Here is a 26,144-nt window from a genome sequence, read left to right as displayed (position 1 = left end):
GGCGTCCCGTTACAGGAGGGCGTATTGTGTCCGCTCGCGCTTGGCGAGCAGCGGCAGCGCTTGTTCCGCGATGTAGGTCTTGAAGTAGGCGCTCTCCTGATGCGCCTTGAACGCCGCTTCGTCCTGGAACAATTCGTAGAACAGGAATTGCGCCGGATTGTCCTTGCCGCGGCCGATCAGGAACAGCTTGGTGCCGGCGTCCTTCTGCGCCTCGGGCAGGAAGCCGTCGAGAATTGCCGCGACCTTGTCGGCCTGTCCCTCCTTGGCTTCCCATTGCGCCACCACCAGAAGGCCTGATGTGTTGATTGCATCGCTGATGGTTCTCGTGCTCATCGCATAGTGCTTCATTTGCATTCCTCCGTTGCTTTGCTCCGATCGAGCTTGCGATCCGACCCAGGGCGAGACGCCGGCGATCGCCATGATCGCGAACGAGCCGATGGCCGATCGCCGGGTGAGCATCATCGTGGTGGTCGTGACTTCCGAACGTTTCATGATCGCCTCCAGATGGTTCGCACCAACCGTCTTGCCGGGCCGAACCGCGACGCGAGAGATAGTGGATCGTCCGGCGAACTCAGTTCGGTGGTGACCGAAATGTCGATGTCGTGAAAATGCTTCGACCATGGTCGAAGTGTTGCGGGCAGGGACGCGCCACGGTGGACGCCCCCACATCGGGCTTGCCGTGCCGACCGGCCTGCCGGAACAGGCGGAAATATCGTGTTCCTGCCTTTTGCAGGGCGGCGGATTTTGAGCTGAGCGGGACGTTCCGGGTAAGGCGGCGTGACGCCGTTTCCACGGTCGAGGCCCCCGCCACCGGGCCGTTCCGTCGAGATCACCGAGGCCGCGCTTGTCGCATTTAGAGATTTGTTCGGCGCGCATTTGATTTCGGAGCCGAATTTCGATACCGCCTAGCGTGTGGAAACGCTCAAAGTCAGGGATGCCCGGGACGTCGAAGAGGTGGTGCGCTCGGCTGTCGCCGGCGAGCAGCCGCTCGAGGTCATTGGCCATGGATCGAAGCGCGCCATCGGCCATCCGATGGCGACCAATGCGGTGCTTGATGTCTCGGTGCTCAACGCGGTCACCGCCTATGAGCCGAACGAGCTGATCATCACCGTGCAGGCCGGCGCGCCGCTCGCCGACGTGCAATCCCTGATCGACGCCAAGAACCAGCAATTCGCCTTCGAGCCGATGGACACATCGGTGCTGCTCGGCACTGCGGGAGCCGGCACGATCGGCGGCATGATCGGCGCAGGGCTGGCCGGTCCGCGCCGCATCAAGGCCGGCGGCGCCCGGGACCATCTGCTCGGGGCGCACGCGGTGTCCGGGTTCGGCGACAGCTTCAAGACCGGCGGACGGGTGGTCAAGAACGTCACCGGCTACGACCTCTGCAAGCTGCTCACCGGTTCCTGGGGCACGCTCGCCGTCATGACCGAGGTGACGCTCAAGGTCATGCCGAAGCCGGAAGCCGAGCGGACGCTGGTGCTGCGCTCCCTCGACGACGTCACCGCCAACCGGGCGATGACCGCGGCGCTGGGCTCGCCGTTCGACGTCTCCGGGGCGGCGCATCTGCCACAACAGGTGTTGCGGTCCGGGACCGGTGCGCTCGGCAGCCTTGCCGCCTCCGGCCAGGCCGTCACGCTGGTGCGGCTCGAGGGCATTTCGGCCTCGGCGGCACACCGGGCGGCCTCGCTGACCCAGACATTATCTTCCTATGGCGCGGTCGACGTCCTCGCGGACGATGCCTCGGCTGCGATCTGGAGTGCGCTGCGCGACGTCGTGCCGTTTGCGGCGAACGCCGCGCTCGGGGCCTGGCCGGTGTGGCGCATCGTTTGCCCGCCGGCCGCTGGCGGCGCGCTGGGCCAGGCGCTGTCGCGCTTAACCGGCGGCGACGTGATCTACGACTGGGGCGGCGGGCTGATCTGGGCTGCAGTGCCGCAGAGCGCCGACGCGCAGGCCGCGCTGGTCCGCGGCCAGGTCGAGGCGATCGGCGGGCACGCCACCCTGATCCGCGCCGGCGAGGAGGTGCGCCGTGCGGTCGATGTGTTCCAGCCGCAGGCGGCCGGGCTTGCCGCGCTCGGCGAACGGGTCCGGGCGAGCTTCGATCCGAGATCGATCCTCAACCGCGGCCGGATGAGGCGAGGCGGGGCTGCATGAAGACCGAGTTTTCCCTGGCGCAGCTTGCCGATCCCGACATCAAGGAAGCCGACAAGATCCTGCGCGCCTGCGTGCATTGCGGTTTCTGCACCGCGACCTGTCCGACCTATGTGCTGCTCGGCGACGAACTCGATAGCCCGCGCGGCCGCATCTACCTGATCAAGGAGATGCTGGAGAAGGACAAGCCGCCGACAGCAGACGTGGTCAAGCATATCGACCGCTGCCTGTCGTGCCTCGCCTGCATGACCACCTGTCCGTCGGGCGTGAACTACATGCACCTCGTCGACCAGGCCCGGGTCAGGATCGAGCGGGACTACCAGCGGCCGCTGACCGAACGGCTGCTGCGGTCGGTGCTCGCCTTCGTGCTGCCGCGGCCCGGCCTGTTCCGGATCAGCATGATCCTCGCCGGGCTCGCCCGCCCGTTCGCGGCACTGCTGCCAACGCCTTCGGTCGGCGCGTCGAACCCCGGCCTTTTACGGCGGATCAAGGCGATGCTGGCGCTCGCGCCGCGCGGCCTGCCGCAGCCGGGTCCATCTGCCGGAACCGTGTTTGCGCCGATCGGCCGGCGCCGCGGCCGGGTCGCGCTGCTGCAGGGCTGCGCCCAGCAGGTGCTGGCGCCGCGTATCAACCAGGCCGCGATCAACGTCCTGACCCGGCACGGCGTCGAGGTGGTGCTGGTCAAGGACGAGCAATGCTGCGGCGCGCTGACCCATCACATGGGGCAGGATCACGACGCGCTGGCGCGCGCGAAAGCCAACATCGCGGTGTGGCAAAGGGAAGCGGACCAGAGCGGGCTCGACGCCATCCTGGTGACGACCTCGGGCTGTGGGACAGTTGTCAAAGACTACGGCTACCTGCTGCGCGAGGACAAAACATTCGCTGAGCCTGCCGCGCGAATCTCGGCGCTGGCAAAGGATATCACCGAGTATCTCGCTGGCCTCGAGCTCGCGCCTTCAACGCAGAAAGGCGACGTCACCGTCGCCTATCATTCGGCTTGTTCGTTGCAGCATGGACAGAAAATAACTCAGCTACCGAAAGAATTGCTTTCCAAGAATGGATTCGTGGTGAAAGATGTACCTGAGAGCCATTTGTGTTGCGGTTCGGCGGGGACCTACAACATTCTCCAGCCCGACATTGCGAGCAGATTGCGCGATCGCAAGGTCGCCAATATTGCGCTTGTCAAACCGGACATGATCGCTGCGGGCAATATTGGGTGCATGGTTCAGATTGCCGGCGGTACGTCAGTTCCTGTGGTGCACACGATTGAGCTTCTCGATTGGGCGACAGGAGGTCCCCGGCCAGGATTGAATTGATCGACTGCCACTCGAGCATGATCCGGACCCAGCCTTGCCCTGATGCAACGTGAAGGACCGGCGCTTCCTTGCCACAGACGCGAAGCGATCGCGCGGCCATCATGCCCGACAAGCGAAGTGGAGGGGCCTCTCTCCGAGGTGCAGCCAACGTCCGGCAAGCGATCACTTCAATACGCCCGGTGGACTCAAATCAGCGGCAACAGGAGGACCACGATGGCGAAGTCGAAGAAGGCGAAGAAAAGCAAGAAGGCCAAAAAGGCCAAGAAGGCAGTAGCGGCGAAGAAGTCGGCCAAGAGGGCCGCGAAGAAATCCGCCAAGAAGGCGGCGAAGAAATCAGCGAAGAAATCAGCCAAGAAGTCGGCCAAGAAGACTGCAAAGAAAGCGGCCAAGAAGGCTGCTCCGAAGAAAGCGGCGCCCAAGAAAGCTGCTCCCAAGGCTGCGAAGAAAGCCGCCAAGAAGAGCGCTCCGAAGAAGGCCGCCGCGCCGAAGCCGGCTGCGCCGGTCGCAGCGCCCCCGGCCCCCGAGCCCGCGCCGCAGCCGGCCCCGAGCTGGGCGACGCCAAGCCCTGAACCCGCGCCGGGCTGGAGCGCCGGCAGCTCTGATAGTGGCGAGCACCACTAGCCGCAGCTCTCCCGGAGAGGTTCACCTGACCGAAGCCGCAGCGCACGCCGCTGCGGCTTTTCCGTTTCACGATTCCGTTCCACGACGGCGGTCCGTGCTTTTTGCGGGTACGGCGATTCGCTTCGGCGCTTTCGCAGCAGGCCGGCTGTTGCTCATCCCCCACTTCCGGTGCCCGGCTCAACCGCTACGGGAGCGACTGTTTTGTGGTGCAAATGCAACACCCGCAAGTCAACGTGCGACGGAATGGCTGGAACGCCTAAAAAGTCGGCACATGCATGTCTTTTTTGCTTCACGCTACCGTGCACGACCTGCAAATTGAACCCACGCGATTTAGTTGCAGTCCGTTATCGCGCGCCCTGGGGGCCACGGAGCTGGGCTGTCTGGACAGTAGATGGGGATCGTCATGAAGAAACTGGCTTTGTTAGCAACGGCGCTAGCAATGATTTCGAGCTCGGCAATGGCAGCTGACATGGCGGTGAAGGCCGTCAAGGCGCCGCCGCCGGCTCCCTTCGATCCCTGGGACATCGCCTTCGGCGCCGGCATCATGAACGACTACATCTTCCGCGGCGTCACCCAGTCGAACCACAATCCGTCGGTCACCGCGTATTTCGAGCCGCGCTACAACGTCAACAAGGACCTGCAGCTCTACATCGGTACCTCGACCGAAAGCATCTCCTTCGCCAACCGCGCCGCGGCCGAAGTCGACGTCTACGGCGGTATCCGCCCGACCTTCGGCGCCTTCGCCTTCGACATCGGTGTGTGGGGTTACCTGTATCCGGGTGGAACCTGCTATTTCGGCGGCCCCTTCGACACCGCCGGCAACCCGCTCAGCGCGCAGTGCGCCGCCAACTTCCTGCCGAACGGCAACGTCATGAAGAAGGACGTCTCGTTCTTCGAAGTCTACGGCAAGGCGACCTGGACCATCAACGACAACTGGGCGTTCACCATCAACGAGTACTACTCGCCCAACTTCCTCAACACCGGCGCCTGGGGCAACTACGCCTCGATCATCGGCAAGTACACCGCGCCCAGCACCACGTTCGGGTCGAGCGGCGTCGGCATGTATGTTTCGGGCGAGTTCGGCCGCCAGTGGCTCGGCACCTCGGACAGCTTCTACGGCGTTCCGGCGTTCCCGAACGGCATCAAGTATGCCGACTACAACACCTGGAACATCGGCATCGGCTTCACCTACAAGGTGTTCACGCTCGATCTGCGCTACTCCGACACCGACCTGTCGAAGGGTAATTGCAGCGCCTTCACCAGCGACTTCACCGCGGGCGGCACCACCAACGTGACCCCGATCAACCCGCTCGGCACCGGCTCCAACTGGTGCGGCGCGGCAGGCATTGCCAAGCTCTCGGTCGACCTGACGGCGGCGTCCAGCCTGAAGTAATTCTCCTCTCGGAGATCGCGGGGGCGGCAGAGTAATCTGCCGCCCCCTTTTGTTTTTGTGGGCAAGGCTCATGGCATCAGACCGGACCGCGGTGAAGGCATTGATGCGGGTGGGGCGGCGCGACTTGCTTGCGGGCGCGGTGGCAGGCCTCGGCGGCGCGATCGCGATCGGCACGATGGAGTGGTTCTCCGTTGCGGCCGGATATCCGCTGGGCGTGATCCCGTTCGCAACCTCGATCGTGCTGGTGGTGGGATCGCCGGAGGCCGAGCCGGCCCAGCCGCGCGCCCTGATCGGTGGACATCTGGTGTCCGCACTGGCCGGCTTTGCCGTGCTGTGCCTGACCGGGCCGCATGCCTGGGCGGCCGCCGCCGCGGTCGGGGTTGCAATCTTGGCGATGGTCGTGACCGACACCTTCCACCCGCCGGCGGGAATCAGTCCGCTCCTGATCGTCTCCGGCAATTTGCCGTGGTCATTCCTGCTCGCGCCGGTGCTCACCGGCGTCCTGATGCTGGCAGCCTTCGCCTATGGCTGGCACCGCTGGGTCAGCCGCAGGCCATGGCCGCGGCTGAGCCAGTAGTCCCCGCTACGACGCGGCGACCTTGACCGTGTCGCGCAGGCTGAAGCGATCGCCATCGCGGACCAGCGTGACGTTGCGCTCATGGAAGGCGCCGAGCGTCGAGCGGTGCCCGATCGAAACCACCGTGGTGTCGGGCAGCTTCTCGGTGATCAGCCTGTACAGCGCGGCTTCCGACGGCTCGTCGAGCGAGGCCGTCGCCTCGTCGAGGAACAGGAATTGCGGCGCATGCAACAGCGCCCGCGCGATGCCGAGCCGTTGCTGCTCGCCGAGCGACAGCATCCGGTTCCAGTGCGCCTCTTCCTCCAGCCGCGCCGCGAGCTGCGGCAGTCCGACCGCGGTGAGGACGTCCCGAACCCGGCCCGCCTCGAATTGCGTGGCCTCGCCCGGATAGACGACGGCGTCATGCAGCGACCCGATTGGCAGATAGGGACGCTGCGGCAGCATCATCAGGCTGGCATTGGCCGGGATCTCGACCGCGCCGTTGCCGAACGGCCAGATGCCGGCCACGGCACGGAACAGCGTCGACTTGCCGGCGCCGGAGGGGCCGGTCACCAGCGTCCGCTCGCCGGGACGGAAGCTGAAATGCTCGGCCGCGACCAGCGGCGTGCCGTTCGGCAGCTTGACCAAGAGCTGCGGCAGCGCGATCTCGCCGCCGGCCGCGGGCTTCTCGTGAATCGCGGCAGGATCGTCGGCGAGCTTTTCGGCAGCCGCAATCGCGTTCTCGAAGCCGTCGAGACGGGCGACGGTCGCGCGCCACTCCGCCAAGGTGCGGTAGGCCGAGACAAAGAACGAGAGCGAGTCCTGCACCTTGCCGAAGGCCTCGGCGATCTGGATCAGGGAACCGAGCTGCACCGTCTTGCTGACGAAATAGGCCGGGCCCGCTAGCGCGAAGGGAAACACCACCGACGCCTGCGCATAGCTTTGTGTGAAGGCGGTGATCCGCTTGGTGCGGCTCATGATGCCATACCAGTTGGCGACGACGCGGCCGAACCGATCCAGCAGCCGTCCGCGCTCGGCGCCTTCGCCCTTGAGCAGCGCGATCTGCTCGGAGTTTTCGCGCACCCGCACCAGGTTGAAGCGGAAGTCTGCTTCCAGCCGCTGCTGGTTGAAATCGAGACCGACCAGCGGCGAACCGATCCATTGCGTCAGCATGGTGCCGAAGATGGCGTAGACCAAGGCGGCCCAGACCAGGTAGCCGGGAATCGAGAGATCGATGCCGAACAGGGTCAGGGGCAGCAGTTCCGAGAGCCCCCAGAGGATGATCACGAAGGAGGCCAGCGAAACCACCGCGTTCAACAGGCCAAGGCCCAGCGCCAGCGTCTGGGCGACGAACAGCTTGACGTCGTCGGTGATGCGCTGGTCGGGGTTGTCGGCCGCATCGTTGGCGAGCTGCATGCGGTAGTGGTTGGCGTCATGCACCCAGTCGCGCAGATATTTGCTGGTCATCCATTTGCGCCAGCGGATCTGTAGCCACTGATTCAGGTAGAGCTGGTAGACGCCGAGGGCCACCGAGACGGCTGCGATCGCACAGAACACCAGCATTTCGCGCTTGAACGTGTCCCAGTCCTTGTTCTGCAGCGCGGTGTAGAAGCGGTTGCGCCACTGGTTGATCAGCACGTCCATGAGGACTGACGACAGCTCGATCGCGACGACCGCGCCAAGCAGCACGCGGCCGGCCCATTTGTCCTCGGATTTGAAAAAGGGCGAGGCGATGCGCCACACCGTCGCGAGTGTCGAGCGAATGTTGTTCACAGATTATCGTCTCCGGGGAAGGGGGCCGCAAAGGCCTGAAGAATCGGGACAATCGGAGTGGGCATCGACTAAAGTCGTAAGCCTGGCATGCAAGCGTTGGCTTGTCCCGGCGAGCGAGTCAACCCTAGCATGGCAGTCAACGGCGAGGGGCGGGGGACCTTCGATTTTCGCGAGGATGTGAGCGATCCTTACCGATCGTTCATTCGCGAGCCGGGGCTTCAAGTTTCGTAGACGGACTCCCGCAATCGCACCAGCGCCCGGCCTGCAGGCAGGCCGGCACGCTGCATAAGAACATGGGGAGGACCCGAGATGAACACCTGGAATCAAATCTACAATCCGCTGGGCAATGCGGCGCTGTCGACGATCGCGGCCGCCATTCCCGTCGTCACGCTGCTGATCCTGATCGCCAGCGGAAAGGTGAAGGCGCATATTGCTGCCATCATTGCGGTCATCCTGACCAATCTGATTGCGATCTTCATCTTCACGATGCCGGCCAACATGTCGATCCGCGCCTCGGTGCTCGGCATCGTCTCCGGCTTCTTCCCGATCGGCTGGATCGTTCTCAACGTCATCTTCCTGTACCAGCTCACGGTCGCAACCGGCCAGTTCGAGCTGCTGAAGCGCGCGGTCGGCGGCGTCACCGAAGACCGCCGCCTGCAATTGCTGCTGATCGCGTTTTCGTTCGGCGCCTTCTTCGAGGGGGCATCGGGCTTCGGCACGCCGGTCGCGATCACCGGTTCGGTGCTGATCGGGCTCGGCTTCTCGCCGCTCGCGGCCTCCGGCCTGTCACTGATCGCCAACACCGCCCCGGTTGCCTATGGCGCACTCGGCACGCCAATCCAGGGTCTCGCCTCGGTCACCGGGCTCGATCCCTACATCCTCGGCGCCATGGTCGGCCGGCAGCTGCCGCTGTTCTCGCTGATCGTGCCGTTCTGGGTGGTGTGGGCATTCGCGGGCTGGCGCGGCATGAAGGAGATCTGGCCAGCGATCCTGGTCACCGGCGTTTCCTTTGCGGTCCCGCAATTCGTGATCTCGAACTACATCAACCCCTGGATCGTCGACATCGGCGCCTCGCTGATCTCGATGGGCGCGCTGATCCTGTTCCTCAAGATCTGGCAGCCGAAGCAGCTCTGGCTGTCGCCGGCGCTGCGCGGGCGCGATGAATCGGCGGCGACGATGACCGCACCGAAGCCGATGGACAAGACGCCGCTCACCAACCGCGAGCTCTGGACCGCATTGCTGCCGTGGATCATCGTCTGCATCGTGATGCTGATCTGGGGCAACGGCGCCTTCAAGACCTGGGCGAACTCGATCTTCACGGTGAACTATCCGATCCCCGAGCTCGACAAGATGATCAACAAGATGCCGCCGGTGGCGGCCAAGCCGACCCCGGAAGGCGCCGTGTTCGGCTTCACCTATCTGTCGTTCACCGGCACTGGCATGCTGATCGCCGCGATCATTTCCGGGTTCTTGGCGGGCTTTTCGCCACTGCGGATGATCGCCGATTATGGCCGCACCATCCGCCTCTGCGCGATCTCGCTGATCACGATCTCGGCGATGCTGGCGATCGGCACGCTGACCAGGCTGTCGGGGGTCGACGCCACGCTCGGTCTCGCCTTCGCGGCGACCGGCGTGCTGTATCCCTTCTTCGGCACCTTGCTCGGCTGGTTGGGCGTGGCGCTGACCGGATCGGATACCGCCTCGAACATCCTGTTCGGCAATCTGCAGAAGATCACCTCCGAGCAGCTCGGCCTGTCGCCGATCCTGATGGCGGCGGCGAACTCCTCGGGCGGCGTGATGGGCAAGATGATCGACGCGCAATCGATCGTCGTCGCCTCGACCGCGACCAACTGGTACGGCCACGAGGGCTCGATCCTGCGCTACGTGTTCCTGCACTCGATCGTGCTGGCGTGCCTTGTCGGTCTGTTCGTGACCTTACAGGCCTATGTCTATCCGTTCACGGCGATGGTTTTGAAATAACGAGGCGAGGCGTCGCCCAAACGACGATCCCCGCGGGCGGCGAGCCCGCGGGGATTTTGCGTTTCAAGCGCTTTTTCTCGCGCCGCCATTCTAGCCAATCGCAGCTTCGTCCCATACAAGGGCGGCGTTGCGCGGGGTATGTCGAGGACGGGCATGATGTCGATGAAACGGATTCTGAACGGCGGCATCGCCGCGTTGGCACTGCTTGCCGCGGCCGTCGTCGCGGTTCCGGCCGAGGCCCAGGAGGAATTCCCGTTCGGCTTCGTGATGACGCTCGATGCCGCGCGCATGCCGGGCTCCAAGCGAATCCCCTCGATCGAGGTCGGCGACAATGGCGAGGTGATCCTCGAGCTGTGGTGCGACGGCGGCAAGGGCCAGTTCTCGGTAGCCGGCAACACCATCGTCTTCGTTTCCGGCGCGATGGAGAACCGCAGCTGCGCGCCGGAGCGGGCGCAGGCCGACAAGGATCTGCTCGCAGCACTCGGCGATATGACGACCTGGCGCCGGCAGGGTGATCAGGTCACGTTCATCGGCAGCAAGTCGCTGCGTTTCGTGATCAACAGTAACTGATGGCGGCGTAACGCGCTGGCGCGTCGAGCGCACCCGCTCAGGGCGTCGCGATCAATCCGCTGGCGGTGGCGACGATCCAGCGGTTGCCCCAGCGTACGATCGAGTCGACTCGACCAAGCCCAGGGACGACGTCGCCGCGCGCGGCCATCTTGACGCCCTCCGGCCCTTCGAGCACGGCGGTGCCGTCGCGAACCTCCACCACTGACCAGCCGGGGATGGTGCTTGGCCGCGTTTCGGGCGCGGCCGGAAGCGGCTGCTTCGGCCCGAGCGCCATGGCCTGCGCGTTCAACGTCGTGGGCGCAGCACCGACGACCTGCGGGCGCGGATTGGCAACGGATTTGGGAATGCTGCCGGTCACGGCGGGGTCCGCGTTGGACGCAGTCCGCCGCGGGCTCTCGATTCTCCCCTCGTTCTTGGGGCTCGGCCGCGTCTCAGCGATGTGCGGGACGGGCGCTTCCTTCTGGGCCACCGCGACCGGGGCGGGGCTTGCGAAGTCGTGCCAGTTGGCGCCGCCGGTCCAGCCCAGCACGAAGCTTGCGGCAAGGGCCGTGGCTGCCAGCAGCGCGGTGCCGATGCGGTCGGCGAACGGCTCGCGCAGCAGCAGGGCGGCGTCGTGGTTTTCGTTGGAGACGTCCCAGAGGTCCGCCGTCTGCGCCGGCGAATGCCCCTCCGTCACATCTGTTGGCCAGATGCTCGCAGCACTGATCGGCTCGCGGTTTTGCATGGCGTGACCTGTGTTCGATGACGCAAAGGATGATCCCCGAAACTAAATCGAGCCTTAATTTTCGGTGACCGAACTGGGGCAGCACGAAGTCTTTTGGTCGCAGTCCCCGTAAAAGTGCGGGGCTCAGGACGCAGCGGTCGTTTCCGGACGTCGTCTCCGCAAACCGGGTCGTCGCAGCGTGCGTGCGCGGCTATAGCGATCGCATGCTCGATTTCGCCGCACAATATGCCGCCTTTCAGCGCCGCGATCCGGCCTGGGACGGCATCGTGTTCGTCGCGGTCAAGACCACCGGCGTGTATTGCCGTCCGGTCTGCCGGGCGCGCACGCCGCTGGCGCGCAATGTGAAATTCTATGGCAGCGCCGCATCGGCGGAGCGTGCCGGCTTCCGGCCGTGCCTGCGCTGCCGTCCCGAGGCGGCGCCGTTCTGTCCGGCGTGGAAGGGCACCAGGACGACGGTCGAGCGCGCGCTGGCGCTGATCGAGGCGGGCGCACTCGATCGCGGCGATGTCGCGGCGCTGGCCGACCGGCTCGGCATCGGCACGCGGCATCTGTCGCGGCTGTTTGCCGAGCATCTCGATGCCTCGCCGCTGCAAATCGCGCTGTCGCTGCGCGTGCAGCGCGCCAAGCGCCTGATCGACGGCAGCGATCTTCCGCTCTCTCTGGTGGCGCAGCGCGCCGGCTTCTCCAGCGCAAGGCGCATGAACGCTGCGTTCGCAAGGCTCTACGGCCGCTCGCCCGCCTCGCTGCGAGGCAAGCGGCAGCCAGACATCACGATGCAATGAACCTCGATGGAGATCGGCAATGGCCAAGAGCTACGGCACCGTCAGTGCCGAACGCAAAACGCAGATGAGCGGCCTCGAATTAGTCCAGGGGCTCGCCTCCGGCGCGCTGCCGCTCAACACCATCGCGCAGACCCTGGGTTATGACGTCACTGAGGCCGAGCGCGGCCGCGTCGTGGTCACGCTAGAGCCGACGGACGCGCACCTCAATCCGGCCGGCACCGTGCATGGCGGGCTCACCGCCACGCTGCTCGACAGTTGCATGGGGCTTGCGGTGCAGTCGACGCTCGACGCGGGCACCAGCCAGACCACGCTCGAATTCAAGATCTCGCTGGTGCGGTCGATCACGCCGGACACCGGCCCGATCCGGGCGGAGGGCCAGGTGCTCAATTGCGGCCGCCGCATCGGCACCGCCGAGGGCAGGGTCACCGACACCAAGGGACGGTTGCTTGCACATGGCACGACGACGTGCCTGATCTTCCCATCGTAGCGCAACGCCGTTGGCGCGGAGAGACTGCGCCAGCCTGCATCTGTAGATGCGATGCCGGCGCAGCAACATTGGAACGTGTCCAGCGAGCCACCGAATTAGAGACCTTCAATTTCACTGAACCGATCGATTGGCTTACCCGAACGCTATGGGAATAGCGTTCGGGGAGACGTGATGCGATCGTCGATGAATCGCAGCTACCCTGCCGTTTTCCATCCGGCAGGCAATGCGCCGCCGGGATCAGCCGGCGTAGCCAACGTGTTCAGGCAAGCGAATGAGGCCGAGCTGAAACATCGCGGTCAGCGCATCTTCCTGCCCGAGCTCTTCGGCGATCCGTCCGTCGCGCACGCGGAGCACGGTCGTGCCGGCGAACGTCATCTTGCGGCCCGAGGCTGCAGGCAGCGAGCCGAGGCGGAAGTCGCTGAACGCCGGTCCGGTGTGGGTGCCGCCACCTTCCCAGCGGCCGACAACGAGGTCGCCTTCCGCGATCAGATCGCCGACGCCCCAGAAATTGAGATCTGGAAAGGCTACGCGAAATTCGGTGATGAATTTCTCGACCGCGGCGCGGCCGCGCTTCGGCTCGTGCATCGGGTAATGCACGACAATGTCTGACGTGGCGAGCTCGTTGATGATGCGCGGATTCCAGGGGTTGCCCCAGAATTCCTTGAACCATCGCCCCACGACGTTCTTGTTTTCCTCTGACATCGGATCGTCTCCATTTGCGGTTTGCCGGTATCGCGACCGGCGCTGTCTCGATGCACGCAATAAGCATCTGGAAGCGCGTGTCGTGCCACCCGATTCCGGATCGGGCGTGCGCTTGAGCATCAGGCGAGATTCCGCTGTGCCGGCATGGTGCTTGGCGCAGGTTTTTGCGCGCCGTCGCTCAATCGGGAAACGGGTGGTCCGCGCAACGCGGGCGCGAAATCATCGTCTCAAATACAATGGAGAACATCATGCGCAATTTTGATGCGATCGCCGCGCTGCGCGGCGACGGACTTCGTCCCGAACTGCGGGCGCTGTTTGATCGCGCTGCGATCGAGCCTCGCGCTGACTTGTTCATCACAAGCGACGGGATGCTTCAGTCCGGTCCGGACGCTGCTCCCAAAGCGGCGCGCGACAATGTCGTGCCGCTGAAGAGCAGGGCGGCTTGAATCACTGGAGCATGATCCGGAAAAGTGTGTAGCGGTTTTCCGAAGAGATCATGCTCAAATCAAAGAGCTGGAACGGGATGACTTCTCGAAGAAAGTCATCCCAGTCGAGTGCGCCGGCGTTAGCGCCACACCGACTTGTCGGCGTCCCAGCGCTGGCCTCTGAACTCCTTGATCAGGGCGTCGATCGCGCCGTTGTCGTCCTTCGGCTCGCTGCCTTCCTCGTCGCTGCCGCTGGAATCGTCTGAAAGATTGAGCTTGGCGCCGGCGCTGTCGTCGGATGTCGAGACGGTGGGCGTCGAGACCCACAGCATCAGCTTGTCCGAGCTGCCGGGCTTGTCGGGCGAGACGAGGGCGGTGACCTCGTAATTCTGGATCAGGCCGAGCGCCGGATAGACCGCGCTCGGCCGCTTCAGCACCAGCTTCAGCTTGCCGGTATTCGCGTTCCAGGTGGCGGAGGCAGGCTTCGCGGCAAGGCTCTTCGCCAGCACGCCGGCGACGGCGGAGGCGAGCTTGTCCTTGTTGATCTTGTCGCCATCGCGCCAGTCGGCGGCGGCAAAGCGGATCGTGCGATCCATCTCGAACACGCCGCTGGTCCAGCCGGCTGCGGTCACGCCGGGCGCGCTCTTGGCCTTGGCGAGCAGCGCGCCGGCGCGCTCGGGATCGACGGTGAGGTTGATGGTCTGCTCGCCGGCGCGGATCTCGTCGCAGGTCACCGCGAGGCTGGAGGTGCCGATCTCGACGGCCTCGCCCTTCAGGCTCTTGAGGAATTCGGCCGCCGCATCCAGCTTCACTCGCACGCCGATCGATTCCGGCGAGACATCGGTGAAATCCTTCGGCTGCGGGGTGATGTCGTCCTGGCTGGCCTGGCTGTCCTGGAATTCCTTCTCGCTGAGATCGGAATTGTCCGTCGAGGCGACCTCGGTCACGGCTTGGCCGATCGTGATCTGGCCGCGGAACTCGAAATCGTCGCCGGTCTGCTTGCGGGTCAGCTTGACGGTGACCGGCTGCTTGTCGGCGATGCTCTGGCTGGTGCCGGTGAGGCTCTGGCCGCTGACGGCGAGGTTGGCGATGAAGCGGTCCTTGCGGTCGGAGCCCTTCTCGACCGGATAGCAGACGTCGAGCACGGCCGCGGTCACGGTCTTGCCCTGGCGGGTTTCCTTCAGGATGACATCGGCATTGCCGTCCATCAGGCCGATGATCGAGTTGAAGTAGCGCGTCTCAGGGCCGCCGCCTGGCGCCGCCTTGGGCTGCAGCTTCATCTGGGCGAGAGCCGGCGCCGAGACGACGGCAAGACCGAGCAGCAGGAGCGGGAGCGCGCGCATACGATAAGTCCTCGAAGGGCAGAATCGGTTCCGTCGTAACTAGCAAACCTGCGTGTCATTGGCCAAAAAGAAGGCCGCCTAGCGGCGGCCGTGGAGCGTTTTCGAACGAAGTGGAAACTGATTCGCGTCATGCGCGCTTGTCAGGTTCCTCGCTGCTCTCCAGCCTGCCGCGCAGCGCGGTGACGACACGGCTCACGGTTTCGATGTCCTTTGTCGAGAGACCGTCGGCGAGGCCGTTCACCCAGGGTAGCTGCAGGCGCATCGCCGCGTCGAAGGCCTGCTGTCCCTTGCCGGTCAGCACCACGAGCTGGGCGCGGCGGTGATGCGGGTTGGTCTCGAAGGTGACGAGCCCGTCGCGCTCCAGGTCGTTAACGATCCGCTGCACGTTTTGTCTGGCAGCGCCGAGGTCGCGCGCCAGCCACGCCACCGGTTGCGGGCGTTCGGCGGCGATGATGGCACCGAGGATCTGCCAGCGCGCGCTGGTCAGCCCGAGCCCGGCCACGAGCCGGTCGCCGGCGGTGAACAGCAGGCTGTTCAGCCTGAACAGGTCGAGAATCAGGTTGCTCAGGGCCTCGCCGGCCGGCGTGCGCTTGGTCTGCGGCATTTGTCACCATAAGAGGATATTGACATCATGATGTCAATATTGATATGTATCCATCGTAACGGAATGACATCATAGCACCATATCAACGGAGCCAACCATGCCGCAGATGCGCCCCCTCGACCCCGCATTCCCGATCGACCGCCAGCTCGCGGTCGATGCCACCGCCGTCGTGCTCGTCAACCTCTTCACGCTCGATGCGGCCGACGAGGACACTTTCCTCAAGGCGTGGCAGGACGACGCCGTCATCATGAAGCGGCAGCCCGGCTTCATCTCGACCCAGCTGCACCGCGCGCTCGGCGACAGCCCGGCCTACCTGAATTACGCGGTCTGGGAATCGACCGCGGCTTTTCGGGCTGCCTTCGCCAATCCCGAGTTCAGGGCCAAGCTGTCGGCCTATCCGGCGTCCGCGGTGGCATCACCGCATTTGTTCCAGAAGGTGGCGGTGCCTGGCGTCTGCGTCGCGTAGGCGCACGGTGAGGTTGGCTCGATGCTGGGCTCCCTCTCCCGCTTGCGGGGGAGGGTAGGGTGGGGGTCTTACCGCGAGTCATACTGCGGTGAGAGCCCCCACCCGGATCGCATCTTGCGATGCGATCCGACCTCCCCCGCAAGCGGGAGAGGTGAGCGAGGCTGCTGCCTCAGACAAAAAAGAAGGCCGCCCGGAGGCGGCCTTCGATTGCGATGCGGATGCGCTGACCGGGCTCAGAAGCCGCCCATTCCACCCATGCCGCCGCCGCCCGGCATCGCCGGCGCAGCGTCCTTGGGCAGTTCGGCGACCATGGCTTCCGTGGTCACCAGCAGGCCGGCCACCGAGGAGGCGTCCTGCAGCGCGGTGCGCACCACCTTGGCGGGGTCGATGATGCCCTTGTCGACCATGTCGACATAGTCTTCGGTCTGGGCGTCGAAGCCGAAGGTCTCCGACTTGTTCTCGAGGATCTTGCCGACCACGATCGAGCCCTCGACGCCGGCGTTCTCCGAGATCTGGCGGACCGGAGCTTCCAGCGCCTTGAGCACGATGTTGATGCCGGCCTGGACGTCGGCATTGGCGTTGGTGAGACGGCCGACCGCCTTCTTGGCGCGCAGCAGCGCGACGCCGCCGCCGGGCACGATGCCTTCCTGCACCGCGGCGCGGGTCGCGTTCAGGGCGTCCTCGACACGGTCCTTCTTCTCCTTGACCTCGATCTCGGTGGCACCGCCGACCTTGATCACGGCAACGCCGCCGGCGAGCTTGGCAAGGCGTTCCTGCAGCTTCTCACGGTCGTAGTCCGAGGTGGTCTCCTCGATCTGCGCCTTGATCTGGCCAACGCGGGCGTCGATGTCCTTCTTCTTGCCGGCGCCCTTGACGATCGTGGTGTTCTCCTTGTCGATCACGATCTTGCCGGCGCGGCCGAGCATGTTCACCGTGACGTTTTCGAGCTTCATGCCGAGGTCATCGGAGATCAGCTGACCGCCGGTCAGGATCGCGATGTCCTCCAGCATCGCCTTGCGGCGATCGCCGAAGCCCGGCGCCTTGACGGCGGCGACCTTGAGCCCGCCGCGCAGGCGGTTGACCACCAGCGTCGCCAGCGCCTCGCCCTCGACGTCCTCGGCGAGGATCAGGAGCGGACGGCCCGACTGCACCACGGCTTCCAGCACCGGCAGCATCGACTGCAGGCCGGTCAGCTTCTTCTCGTGCAGCAGGATGTAGGCATCCTCGAGCTCGGCGGTCATCTTCTCGGCATTGGTGATGAAGTAGGGCGAGAGATAGCCGCGATCGAACTTCATGCCCTCGACGATGTCGACCTCGGTATCGAGCGACTTGTTCTCCTCGACGGTGATCACGCCCTCGTTGCCGACCTTCTGCATCGCCTGCGCGATCATCTTGCCGATGGCGGCATCGCCATTGGCCGAGATGGTGCCGACCTGGGCGACTTCCGAGGAGGAAGCAACCGGCTTGGCGCGCTTCTCGATGTCCTTGATGACGGCCGCGACCGCGATGTCGATGCCGCGCTTCAGGTCCATCGGGTTCATGCCGGCGGCGACCGACTTGGCGCCCTCGCGGACGATGGCCTGCGCCAGCACGGTCGCGGTGGTGGTGCCGTCACCGGCGGTGTCGTTGGTCTTGGAAGCGACCTCCCGCAGCATCTGCGCGCCCATGTTCTCGAACTTGTCGTCGAGCTCGATTTCCTTGGCGACGGTGACGCCGTCCTTGGTGATGCGGGGTGCGCCAAAGCTCTTCTCGATGACGACGTTGCGGCCCTTCGGGCCGAGCGTCACCTTCACGGCGTTGGCGAGCACGTCGACACCGCGCAGCATGCGCTCGCGGGCGTCTCCGGCGAATTTTACGTCCTTGGCAGCCATTGTTTTCAACTCCTGGAATGTCTGTGAATTGCTTGCCGCTCGTGTTGCTCGTCATTGCCGGCTTGACCCGGCAATCCATCGCTTCAGAAGACTCTTCCGCAGATTGATGGATGCCCGGATCAAGTCCGGGCATGACAGCGGAGGGCGCGGCGGCCCTCGGAGTGCATGGCGTTAAGCCAGCACGCCCATGATGTCGGACTCCTTCATGATCAGGAGCTCCTGGTTGTCGAGCTTGACCTCGGTGCCCGACCACTTGCCGAACAGCACACGGTCGCCGACCTTGAGGTCGATCGGGATCAGCTTGCCGGCCTCGTCGCGGCCACCCGGGCCGACGGCGACGATCTCGCCCTGGGACGGCTTTTCCTTGGCCGAGTCCGGAATGATGATGCCGCCCTTGGACTTCTCCTCGGCATCGATACGCTTGACCACGACGCGGTCATGCAGTGGGCGGAAGGTGGATTTAGCCATGACGTTCCCTCTTGGAGGCTCGGTTTCAGGTCCGGTTCATCGAGACCGGCGCTGAATGCCGGCCCGGTCGGCGCCAGGCAGGACGCCCGGCGCATTTAGCAATCGTGGTACGAGAGTGCTAATTGCGGGCCGGGAAATATGGCTTGGCGGGTTTTCTGTCAAGCAAAGTGGTTAAGGCCTTGGTGAGGCCAATATAGGATGGTGGACCGGAAACCAAATCGTAGCGATGACGTAATTTTGTCAGACGTCGTTGCTCCGCCTTAAGTTTTACGCTTGGCTGCAGGACGGGTGCGGCCGGGATATAGTCGGGGGATGCATATGATCAGGTCACTCAACGCGCGATTGGTCGCACGGTTCGCGGCTGTCTCGGTGCTGACGGCACTCTTGGCGGCGTGCAGCAGCTTCAGCCTGCCGTCATTATCGTCGAACCCCGAGCCGGCGCACATCGAACCCGGGGTAGCCCCGGAAATGCCGGCGAGCATCCGCCCCGACGAGATCGTCGGCCGCTGGGGTCTCGCCTCGTTCCAGAATCCCGCCGACCGCGCCCGCACCGAGGCCGCGGCGCGCGGCCAGTGCAAGCAGCCCTACGTGATCGGGGCCGGCCAGAACGGCGGCGTCATCATGCATCTGGCCGACCAGGCCACCCCGCAGGAATTGCGGCTGAAGGGTTCCCCTGGCGGCAAGAACTATATCGGCCCGCCAGGACCTGTGCCCGGCGAACAGGACCGCGAGATCATCTCGTTCGACGGCCGGGTCTTGATCACCCGCTTCGTCGACAAGGACGCCGCCACTCGCTACGGCAACATGGTCTACGTCCGCTGCGCGCCACGGGCGTAACGGCGAGGCATCCGTTTTATCTCGGGCTAGCGCCACATCGGCAGTCCGCCTCTCCCCTTGCGGGAGAGGCCGGATTGCATCGTCAGATGCAATCCGGGTGAGGGGTCTCTCTCCGCGATTCCAACTCTGTCATTTGAACTCGTGGAGAGAGACCCTCATCCGGCGCCATAGCCGATGCGAAGCATCGGCGTTCTACGAGACGGCGGCCGGAAGACCGCCTGTGCCACCTCCTCCCACAAGGGGAGAAGGGAAGGTTGTCGTCATTGCGAGGAGCGAGGCGACGAAGCAATCCATGCCGCCGCGATAGATTGCTTTGCGTCACGAGCCCCCAATCTGCACATGCCTGCGGGATTACGCCCTTAGACAAATGGCCCCGACGATATCCACGTCGGGGCCATTCGAGATCATCGGCCACGGGTACATCCGCCGGACCATCCGATCATAAGCGTCGCTGATCACGGTACTTGGTCAGGGCTGGATGTGGCAATCGCTCCATCGAGGTAATCACATTCCGTGCAAAAGCGGCTCGCGGCCAGCTCGCGCTTGCGCCAACCAGAACGCGGCCGGATGCATCAGTTTGTCTTTGCAATCCGATACGTGCCCTTCTTGTGGCCAATGACCTGACCAATGCCTTCGAAATTGCTCTTAAGAGGCTCGATGGAAATGATCAGTTCGGCTTGCAGCCCTTCGAATTTGCCGGTCCCGCCGGTTATGTTGCACTTGTTGGGTTGCCCCGGCAGGAAATCGCATTGTTCGAATGTTTGATCGCCGTCCTTGTCGACGTAAGTACAGAACCCGTGGATTTCGACGGTCTTCGCCGATGTATCTCTGAGCCGACTAAACTGGCATCGTCCACCCATGTTATTGAGCACCGGGTTTCCCGCGTCGTTCATTGCTGCCATCGCTTGGTTCAGCAGGTCAAACTCTCTACCGCCGCCGATCGGCATTGGCTTCGGTGGCGGGATTGGTGTCGCAGTAAATGTCACCGAGACGGGCCCTTCCGGTGGCATGCTCTGAGCCTGGGCATTGCCAGCCGTGAGAACAGCTGCAATCGAGGACAACGCGACAAGTACGTGAGTAATTGACATTGTTCCCTCCCATAATGGCGTTTGAGAACTAATTGCGTCGAGCGATAACTTGATTGGCAAACGAACCGCTTGCAGTAAATTGCAGGCGCTCCTGTTCGTGGAGCACGCAGCGGAACGTACAACCCTGCATTGCTCCGTACAAGTTGACGAATTCGACCAATTGACGCAGATGGGTCAGCGTCGTTGACGAAGAGCCTCACTCAACCGCACTGGGATGATGCGTGATGTGTTCGCGGACTGAGGCGCCAGCAGTATCACACGCAATGCTTCGGTATCAGGTCGGGCACTTCCGCCGCGCCTTCAGGTTTCGTTGAAGTCGCTGATTACCGCATCCAACGCCGGCCCGAAGGCCGGCGTTTTCGTCTGTCTATGACGAACTTCAGGGGGGCACGAACGAACCTGGCTTGCCGTCTGCCGTCCAAAGTCGTGACCCGCAAACAACTGCTACCGCCGCGCTCCGACGCGATTGACGCCGCCATTCAAATTGCCGCCCGCGTTATGACGAACCGCAGCACGCGCCACCGGACGAGGCCTGAGCACCACGCCTGCTCTCGCCACGCAACCCACTGGATAGCCGACGTACTGGCAATAAATGACGGCCTTAGCCGGTGCCGGACTGAGAGTGACACCTGCAAACCCCAGCACGAGGCTGGCCGCAATTCCCGCAACGGTCACTGACCTGGTCGAAAGAATGTTCGTCCGACGCATGGTGATCCTCCTCATCGCACGCGAACCGAAAGGTGATGGAGCCGCTGCAGATGCGGCCCAACATATCGTCGGAGGTAAAGGATGAGTGATGTTGACATGGATCAACGCCGGGCGGGCCCCCCGGGCCATTTCCGGACTCTTGCATCGCAAGAAGTCCTCCAAAAATGACGCGCCAATCCAATTGTCTGCCCGGAGTGGCGCTTGCTACTTGCAGCCGCGGCAAATCGTAAGCTTGCCCTTTAGCTTGTCATCTTCCCCGGGATCGACCGATTGCTGCCCAGAGACACGATCTGCTTCTTGATTGAGTTTGGGCTGCTTTGCCCGGCGCGACCTGACGGGGCGTGTCGTCCGGCTTGACGTGTCATTGTCGTCGTCGATTCCGACGCTAAAGCCATCGTAATCGGTGGCCGGCTTGGCGGACGGCGGCGACCTGTCGATCACTTGTGCTGGCGAAACGCTGTCGGACTCTAGCGGCGTGTGCTCGACAGTGGCAGATCGTGGGGCGGTCGCGCGTGGCGGCACATCTTTAACGGCTCGGGGCGGTACCGAACCCTTGGCTCCCCTGGCGGTCGCCGTCGGCGGCGGAACGTCATCCGTCGCCCGTGACGAACCAACATTGCTCTTTGCCGATGGTGTGGGACTTTCGGCCGCCGCCCGCGGCGGCGACACGCTGGGTGCCGCCACCGGCGGCCAAACGCTGTTGGTCGCGGCCGGAGATGCCGACCCCTCATTCAACGGAGACGGCGGCGCAAGCGAGAGCGGCGGGGACAGCGACGTCTGACATCTCGCGCTGTCGTGTGACCAAACTCCCGCCGCCAATAAACCAAGGGCAAACAGCGTTGCGTTTTTCATTGCCGTCCTGCAAATCACTTAGACAAAAGAATTGATCGCGTGACTCCTGCAGCCACGCTTCGGCGAAAATTTCCACATCTGACATGGCGATCAAAATTGACGGAAGTGGGGAGTCAGGGCGGTTGCATGCGCGCTTCGGTCCGCTTGGGGCTTTAGGCCACCCTCGTTATTGGCCCCCATGTCTGCTTGGGCCAAAACCGGAAGTGACACCGCGCCGCATTCTAAATCGAGGCGTTGTTGCGGGACAAGACGTCGATGATCACTGCATCGACGGTCACCATTCGTCGTAAAACCACTCCCTTGGGATTCGAGGCCGCAATCTTGCGTACGGTGGCTGAGACGTCCGCTCGGGCTTGCGTACGGCCGGAGTCGACTGCGTCGGAGGCGGTAACGTCCTCTGCTCGGAAACCTTCGCGAGCGCCCGTTTCATTTCTTCCTGGCTCGCCTTGAGTTCCTCAATGGCTTTGGAGCTCTCGCGGGCCATTTGTTGCTGGTCCGCCTTGAGCTGTTCGATATTTCGCTCCAAATTTGCGAGGTCGTGCGCGATCGTTTGCAGCAGCTGCGTCTGATCGGGCAGGGCTGTGTTGGCTGTCGGCGCGGCGTCCTGCGGCGGTGCGGTCTGAACCATGGGCGTCGCTTGGGGCGGAGCGGCGTCCGCCGCGGCGACCTGAACGGTGGGTGGAGCGGGCTGCGCCGTAAGCGGTGGATCATCAGGCGGCAATGACGGAGTTGAAACAAGCTGCGGCGCCCAACGGGCGGCAATCAGCTTGGCTTCCCCACCATAAGACGACTGCAAAGCCAGGGCAGCGATAACGATACACGCTGCCAGCGACAAGCCGGCGAGGGCTCGGAACACCGGCCTTCCAGGCGGCGATTGCGAGCCAGGTCCGGAAGAGCCAGGTCCGGAAGAGGCAGGGCCAGGCCCGGAAGAAGCAGGGTTAGGTCCGACCGCAGGCGGGTTAGGTTGCGCCGAAGGTGGGGACGCGGCATCGCGCTCCATTCTTGCAAGCTGTTCACTCAAACGCGTGAGCTCTTCATCGGCGCGCGCGATCTGCTTGCGGGCTTCCGCGAGTCTTTCGTCGGCGCGCGCGGTCAGGCTATCGTTCGATTCAACTGGGTTTGGAGTGGGGGTGGAGTTCACTGACGTTTCCCTTTCCGTCCAATGTCACCCAAGCAGCCGACCCGGCTATCCGTTAGGGTCGATCAGCCCCCAGCACTCCCGTCAGTTTTGTCCAAAGAATGGCCGGATGAAAGCGCGCTTGAGGTCTCGTGATAATAGAGCGGGATACCGGCCCGGGCCTGGCCGGAGGTCAGGTGCGCTCGGGGTCACAAGCCGCCGATGACGATCGATCCCGGCGAGTTCTGCCTCGTAGTTGGAAGCCGACGCTTATGAGTACACGTCCTGGTCCGTCATGAAGATCAAGAGGGCGGCTCCAGGAGCCGCCCTCTTGCGGTGCCGTTGCGACGACTTCACTGGCAGACGTACATGTTGCCGTCAGGCATTTTCGTCATCGTACCGGGTTCGCAGCCGATACCATTGGCGGCCTTGTAGTCTGCCCATCCGGCATAACCGTAATACGGACTGACCCGTTGATAGGCTCGTGCGGGATAGTAGGGCTGGCCAAAGCGGGGATCCGTCTGGGCGGCATATGAATCGGTCCAGTTATTCGTGCCCCAGCCCGAATAGGCCGCCGTGGTAGCGGCCGCCGTGGCGACCGCCGCCGTAGCAGCGACCCCCGCGCCAACCCCGTATCCATACGCAGCGCGCCGGGTTTGGCGACGCGCAACGCCTGCGACGCTCATGGGCGTCAGCGGTCGGCCCACACGCGCCTGGGCGCTTTCGACTGACGCCGAAACGCCGCCCTGCTCAGACCAGGTGATGGAGAACAGTGTCGCACAAGCGAAAGTCGAGAGCGCAATTGCAGTATTCCTGACCATTCTTTGCGTCATGTTCAATCTCCAGCGTTGAGTACTCCAGTGGCTCCCCCCAATCAGTTATCCGATAACAAGGCGTACGGCATCGCTCGAGAGAAGCCAGCTTGCCCTCGTCGGATGCGCGCGGCGAGTGGCCGCGAACCTGTGACTGTGTGCTTGTGGAAGTACAAAACCCCGCTCGGGGGCGACCGGATTCACTCCGGAAGTCCCATGCAACCGGCACCAAATGTTGGCTTCCGGCATGCGCATGACAATTTCCCTCAGACACAGTATGCGTCCGCGGCAGCAAACCTGCCAGTCAATTTCCAAGTGTTGCAATTTCCAAGTGTCGCAATTGGCACAAACTGCATGAGGTCGAGACAGAGGTTCTGACTGATGCGTCACTTGACGCACACACACGGAGAGCCGCAGCACTCAAACAAAAAACGCCGGCCCGAGGGCCGGCGTTTTTTGTCTTGATCCGACAAATCTCAGTTGAACATCGCGTCGATGTCGTCCTGCGAGGCGTGGCCGGCGTCGCCGTCGAGCTTCGGGCCGTTGAGCAGGCGGGCGTCGCCCTCGCGGGTGTCGACAACAGGCGGGACGTGCGTCTTGATGGCGTCGACTCCGCCCCAGATGTTCATCATCTCGTTGATGTGCTGCTCGATGAACTTCATCGTCTGCATCACCTTGTTGATGCGCTGGCCGGTGAGGTCCTGGAAGTTGCAGGCCTCGAAGATCGAGACCACGCGCTCCTGGATATCCTCGCTGAGCCGCCTCTGCTGGTCGGGGGTGACGTTGTTGGCGAGCGCCGACGCGGCCTGGTCGATCGCCTCGACAGCCTCGAGGATCTGCTGGGTGGCCTGCTCGGTGCCGCCGACCACGGCGCCGAGCTCGCCATTGACCTTGGCCATCTCCTCGCCGTTGAAGCTCTTGCCGTGCAGCACGGCGATCTCGCGCTTGGTGCGGCTGATCGCGTCATGGATCAGGTCGAGCTCGACCTTGAGCTTCTCGCATTGTTCGACCTGGGCGCGATAGGTCTCGAGCATCTTATGCGTCTCGGCGACCTCGCGGGCCACGATGGAATCGATGCTGTCGGCGGTGCGCTGCGCCGGTGCTGCGGCCATCTGGGCGCGGATCGAGCGAAGCTCGGCCATAATCTCGCGATGCATCGGACCGAGGTCGTCGCCGCCGGCGGCCTCCGGCTCCGCCATCACCACTTCGCCCATCGCCTGCTCGACACGAAAACGCTTGCGCTTCACTGACATGATTTCATTCCCGCCCCTTCACTGAGGTCCGTTCTAGCGAGAGGTGATTTAACGTCAGGTTCACGCGGAACAATTTGCGCGCACGGCGCGCGGCGGCGGGCTAACGGCGATTAACCATGTTGCCGCGGCGTTCACGCAAAATAAACGCTACCCGGCAAAACCGTGCGCCATTACCGGGATGGTGAATCGAAACCGCCGATCCGTTTACCAAACCGATGCGGTTTTCATTGCTTATTGACCACGTGCAACGGCGCTCGTCGCGCCCGCGCGCATCACCTCACGACGAAACCAGTACAGAGTACGTCGATGTTCAGGAAAACCACGCTTGCGCTGCTTGCCGGCGCCTCTTCTCTTGTTGCCATTCCCCATCACGCCATGGCGATCGACGCGGTGTCGTCCGCCGAGCCCTCCGTGATCTACGCCAACCAGGGCGCGCCGCAGCCGCCGATGCGCACCGCCTATGTGCAGCCGCAGCGCTCCAGCATGGGCGGCGGCTTCATCGAATTCCTGTTCGGCGATGCGCCGTCGTCGCAGGGATATTCGCCGCAGTATCAGCAGCAGCCCGGCTATTACGGCAACCGCCAGGGCCTGCCGCCGATGGATCCGCAGCAGCAGATGATCCGCCAGCAGGAAGAGGCCGCGGGCGATCCGGCCCAGCGTCGGTTCGATCCGCGATATGAAAAGCAGCTGGTCGACTATCACGGCAAGGAAGGCGTCGGCACCATCGTGGTCGATACGCCGAACAAGTTCCTCTATCTGGTGCAGGGCGATGGCCGCGCGATGCGCTACGGCATCGGCGTCGGCCGGCCCGGCTTCACCTGGGCCGGCGTCAAGACGATCTCGGCCAAGAAGGAGTGGCCGGCCTGGACGCCGCCGCCGGAAATGCTGGCGCGCCGCCCCGATCTGCCGCGGCACATGGAGGGCGGGCCGGAGAATCCGCTCGGCGCACGCGCGATGTATCTCGGCTCCTCGCTGTACCGCATTCACGGCTCCAATGAGCCCTGGACCATCGGCACCAACGTCTCATCCGGTTGCATCCGGATGCGCAACGAGGACGTCATCGACCTCTATGGCCGCGTCAATGTCGGCGCCAGGGTCGTCGTGATGTGATCGTGGTTTTGAAGCAGCTGCCCCAAAGATGGTGTCGTCCCGGCGAAAGCCGGGATCCATAACCACAGGCGGTTGTTACTGAGAGAAGCTGTAGCCCCAGCCGTGTCAAATCTTGCACGGTTGTGGTTATGGGTCCCG

27 protein-coding genes are annotated in these 26,144 nt (G+C 63.9%); 13 read left to right on the top strand and 14 right to left on the bottom strand.

Annotation, left to right across the window (positions count from 1 at the left end; all coding sequences use genetic code 11):
- Window positions 1–9: 9 nt before the first annotated feature.
- Complete coding sequence (locus K359_RS0110200; protein ID WP_245284563.1) at window positions 10–492, bottom strand: putative quinol monooxygenase; 483 nt, start codon at window positions 490–492, stop codon at window positions 10–12.
- 420 nt (window positions 493–912) lie between these two features.
- Between K359_RS0110200 and K359_RS0110195 the strand changes: the two genes are divergently transcribed.
- The gene (locus K359_RS0110195; RefSeq protein WP_029079253.1) at window positions 913–2,151 is read left to right on the top strand and encodes an FAD-binding protein; all 1,239 of its coding nucleotides are present in this window, start codon (window positions 913–915) and stop codon (window positions 2,149–2,151) included.
- Window positions 2,148–3,464, top strand: a complete 1,317-nt coding sequence (gene glcF, locus K359_RS0110190; protein ID WP_029079252.1) for a glycolate oxidase subunit GlcF — start codon at window positions 2,148–2,150, stop codon at window positions 3,462–3,464. The genes K359_RS0110195 and glcF overlap by 4 nt, the downstream gene beginning before the upstream one ends.
- A 185-nt stretch (window positions 3,465–3,649) precedes the next feature.
- Here the strand turns inward: glcF and K359_RS63230 are convergent, their stop codons facing one another.
- Complete coding sequence (locus K359_RS63230; protein ID WP_051346073.1) at window positions 3,650–3,919, bottom strand: hypothetical protein; 270 nt, start codon at window positions 3,917–3,919, stop codon at window positions 3,650–3,652.
- Between the two features lie 569 nt (window positions 3,920–4,488).
- On the opposite strand from K359_RS63230, the gene K359_RS0110180 reads away from it, so the two are divergent.
- Both K359_RS0110180 and K359_RS51595 read left to right on the top strand, forming a co-directional pair.
- Complete coding sequence (locus K359_RS0110180; protein WP_029079251.1) at window positions 4,489–5,478, top strand: TorF family putative porin; 990 nt, start codon at window positions 4,489–4,491, stop codon at window positions 5,476–5,478.
- A gap of 70 nt (window positions 5,479–5,548) precedes the next feature.
- On the top strand, window positions 5,549–6,055 hold the full coding sequence (locus K359_RS51595) for an HPP family protein (RefSeq protein ID WP_084518341.1): 507 nt from the start codon (window positions 5,549–5,551) through the stop codon (window positions 6,053–6,055).
- Between the two features lie 6 nt (window positions 6,056–6,061).
- Here the strand turns inward: K359_RS51595 and K359_RS0110170 are convergent, their stop codons facing one another.
- On the bottom strand, window positions 6,062–7,807 hold the full coding sequence (locus tag K359_RS0110170; protein ID WP_029079250.1) for an ABC transporter ATP-binding protein/permease: 1,746 nt from the start codon (window positions 7,805–7,807) through the stop codon (window positions 6,062–6,064).
- Between the two features lie 309 nt (window positions 7,808–8,116).
- On the opposite strand from K359_RS0110170, the gene K359_RS0110165 reads away from it, so the two are divergent.
- Window positions 8,117–9,787 carry an L-lactate permease gene (locus K359_RS0110165; protein ID WP_029079249.1) on the top strand — a complete coding sequence of 557 codons (1,671 nt, stop codon included), beginning with the start codon at window positions 8,117–8,119 and terminating at the stop codon, window positions 9,785–9,787.
- A gap of 153 nt (window positions 9,788–9,940) precedes the next feature.
- Complete coding sequence (locus K359_RS0110160; protein WP_029079248.1) at window positions 9,941–10,357, top strand: META domain-containing protein; 417 nt, start codon at window positions 9,941–9,943, stop codon at window positions 10,355–10,357.
- Window positions 10,358–10,394: 37 nt separating this feature from the next.
- Here K359_RS0110160 and K359_RS0110155 read toward each other — a convergent pair whose 3' ends face one another.
- Window positions 10,395–11,081 carry a hypothetical protein gene (locus K359_RS0110155; protein ID WP_029079247.1) on the bottom strand — a complete coding sequence of 229 codons (687 nt, stop codon included), beginning with the start codon at window positions 11,079–11,081 and terminating at the stop codon, window positions 10,395–10,397.
- A 203-nt stretch (window positions 11,082–11,284) separates the two neighbouring features.
- Here K359_RS0110155 and K359_RS0110150 point away from each other — a divergent pair, with 203 nt between their 5' ends.
- Window positions 11,285–11,863 (top strand): bifunctional transcriptional activator/DNA repair enzyme AdaA, encoded by a 579-nt coding sequence (locus K359_RS0110150; protein ID WP_029079246.1) that lies wholly within the window; start codon window positions 11,285–11,287, stop codon window positions 11,861–11,863.
- Between the two features lie 19 nt (window positions 11,864–11,882).
- Complete coding sequence (locus K359_RS0110145; RefSeq protein WP_029079245.1) at window positions 11,883–12,350, top strand: PaaI family thioesterase; 468 nt, start codon at window positions 11,883–11,885, stop codon at window positions 12,348–12,350.
- Between the two features lie 237 nt (window positions 12,351–12,587).
- On the opposite strand, the gene K359_RS0110140 is transcribed toward K359_RS0110145, so the two are convergent.
- Window positions 12,588–13,052, bottom strand: a complete 465-nt coding sequence (locus K359_RS0110140) for an ester cyclase (protein WP_029079244.1) — start codon at window positions 13,050–13,052, stop codon at window positions 12,588–12,590.
- A 248-nt stretch (window positions 13,053–13,300) separates the two neighbouring features.
- On the opposite strand from K359_RS0110140, the gene K359_RS0110135 reads away from it, so the two are divergent.
- Window positions 13,301–13,498, top strand: coding sequence for a hypothetical protein (locus K359_RS0110135; RefSeq protein WP_156928433.1), 198 nt, complete (start codon window positions 13,301–13,303; stop codon window positions 13,496–13,498).
- A 119-nt stretch (window positions 13,499–13,617) separates the two neighbouring features.
- Here K359_RS0110135 and K359_RS0110130 read toward each other — a convergent pair whose 3' ends face one another.
- Both K359_RS0110130 and K359_RS0110125 read right to left on the bottom strand, forming a co-directional pair.
- The gene (locus K359_RS0110130) at window positions 13,618–14,820 is read right to left on the bottom strand and encodes a hypothetical protein (protein WP_029079242.1); all 1,203 of its coding nucleotides are present in this window, start codon (window positions 14,818–14,820) and stop codon (window positions 13,618–13,620) included.
- A 127-nt stretch (window positions 14,821–14,947) separates the two neighbouring features.
- Window positions 14,948–15,424 (bottom strand): MarR family winged helix-turn-helix transcriptional regulator, encoded by a 477-nt coding sequence (locus K359_RS0110125; protein WP_029079241.1) that lies wholly within the window; start codon window positions 15,422–15,424, stop codon window positions 14,948–14,950.
- A gap of 97 nt (window positions 15,425–15,521) precedes the next feature.
- Here K359_RS0110125 and K359_RS0110120 point away from each other — a divergent pair, with 97 nt between their 5' ends.
- Window positions 15,522–15,890 carry an antibiotic biosynthesis monooxygenase gene (locus K359_RS0110120; protein ID WP_029079240.1) on the top strand — a complete coding sequence of 123 codons (369 nt, stop codon included), beginning with the start codon at window positions 15,522–15,524 and terminating at the stop codon, window positions 15,888–15,890.
- Window positions 15,891–16,123: 233 nt separating this feature from the next.
- On the opposite strand, the gene groL is transcribed toward K359_RS0110120, so the two are convergent.
- Entirely contained in the window at window positions 16,124–17,761 is a 1,638-nt protein-coding gene (gene groL, locus K359_RS0110115; RefSeq protein ID WP_029079239.1) for a chaperonin GroEL, read from the bottom strand.
- Between the two features lie 171 nt (window positions 17,762–17,932).
- Window positions 17,933–18,229, bottom strand: a complete 297-nt coding sequence (locus tag K359_RS0110110; protein ID WP_018269780.1) for a co-chaperone GroES — start codon at window positions 18,227–18,229, stop codon at window positions 17,933–17,935.
- 318 nt (window positions 18,230–18,547) lie between these two features.
- On the opposite strand from K359_RS0110110, the gene K359_RS0110105 reads away from it, so the two are divergent.
- Window positions 18,548–19,066 carry a hypothetical protein gene (locus K359_RS0110105; RefSeq protein ID WP_029079238.1) on the top strand — a complete coding sequence of 173 codons (519 nt, stop codon included), beginning with the start codon at window positions 18,548–18,550 and terminating at the stop codon, window positions 19,064–19,066.
- 572 nt (window positions 19,067–19,638) lie between these two features.
- On the opposite strand, the gene K359_RS0110100 is transcribed toward K359_RS0110105, so the two are convergent.
- Window positions 19,639–20,154, bottom strand: coding sequence for a hypothetical protein (locus K359_RS0110100; RefSeq protein WP_029079237.1), 516 nt, complete (start codon window positions 20,152–20,154; stop codon window positions 19,639–19,641).
- Between the two features lie 444 nt (window positions 20,155–20,598).
- Entirely contained in the window at window positions 20,599–20,862 is a 264-nt protein-coding gene (locus tag K359_RS64335; RefSeq protein WP_084518355.1) for a hypothetical protein, read from the bottom strand.
- A gap of 553 nt (window positions 20,863–21,415) precedes the next feature.
- On the opposite strand from K359_RS64335, the gene K359_RS0110095 reads away from it, so the two are divergent.
- A complete protein-coding gene (locus tag K359_RS0110095) occupies window positions 21,416–21,643 on the top strand; it encodes a hypothetical protein (protein WP_245284562.1) in 228 nt (75 codons plus the stop codon).
- Between the two features lie 345 nt (window positions 21,644–21,988).
- Here the strand turns inward: K359_RS0110095 and K359_RS57190 are convergent, their stop codons facing one another.
- From K359_RS57190 to K359_RS0110080, 3 genes are all read right to left on the bottom strand, one after another.
- Entirely contained in the window at window positions 21,989–22,570 is a 582-nt protein-coding gene (locus tag K359_RS57190) for a hypothetical protein (RefSeq protein ID WP_029079235.1), read from the bottom strand.
- A 614-nt stretch (window positions 22,571–23,184) separates the two neighbouring features.
- On the bottom strand, window positions 23,185–23,664 hold the full coding sequence (locus tag K359_RS64330; RefSeq protein WP_245284561.1) for a hypothetical protein: 480 nt from the start codon (window positions 23,662–23,664) through the stop codon (window positions 23,185–23,187).
- Window positions 23,665–24,119: 455 nt separating this feature from the next.
- The gene (locus K359_RS0110080) at window positions 24,120–24,896 is read right to left on the bottom strand and encodes a protein phosphatase CheZ (RefSeq protein ID WP_029079234.1); all 777 of its coding nucleotides are present in this window, start codon (window positions 24,894–24,896) and stop codon (window positions 24,120–24,122) included.
- A 306-nt stretch (window positions 24,897–25,202) separates the two neighbouring features.
- On the opposite strand from K359_RS0110080, the gene K359_RS0110075 reads away from it, so the two are divergent.
- Window positions 25,203–26,006, top strand: coding sequence for a L,D-transpeptidase (locus K359_RS0110075; protein WP_029079233.1), 804 nt, complete (start codon window positions 25,203–25,205; stop codon window positions 26,004–26,006).
- Window positions 26,007–26,144: the final 138 nt, after the last annotated feature.

Origin of the sequence: Bradyrhizobium sp. th-b2 (genome assembly GCF_000426785.1) — a bacterium.
Classification (GTDB): Bacteria; Pseudomonadota; Alphaproteobacteria; order Rhizobiales; family Xanthobacteraceae; genus Bradyrhizobium; species Bradyrhizobium septentrionale.
Note: the sequence above shows the minus strand (reverse complement) of the source record. Positions and strands in the feature narration are given on the sequence as shown.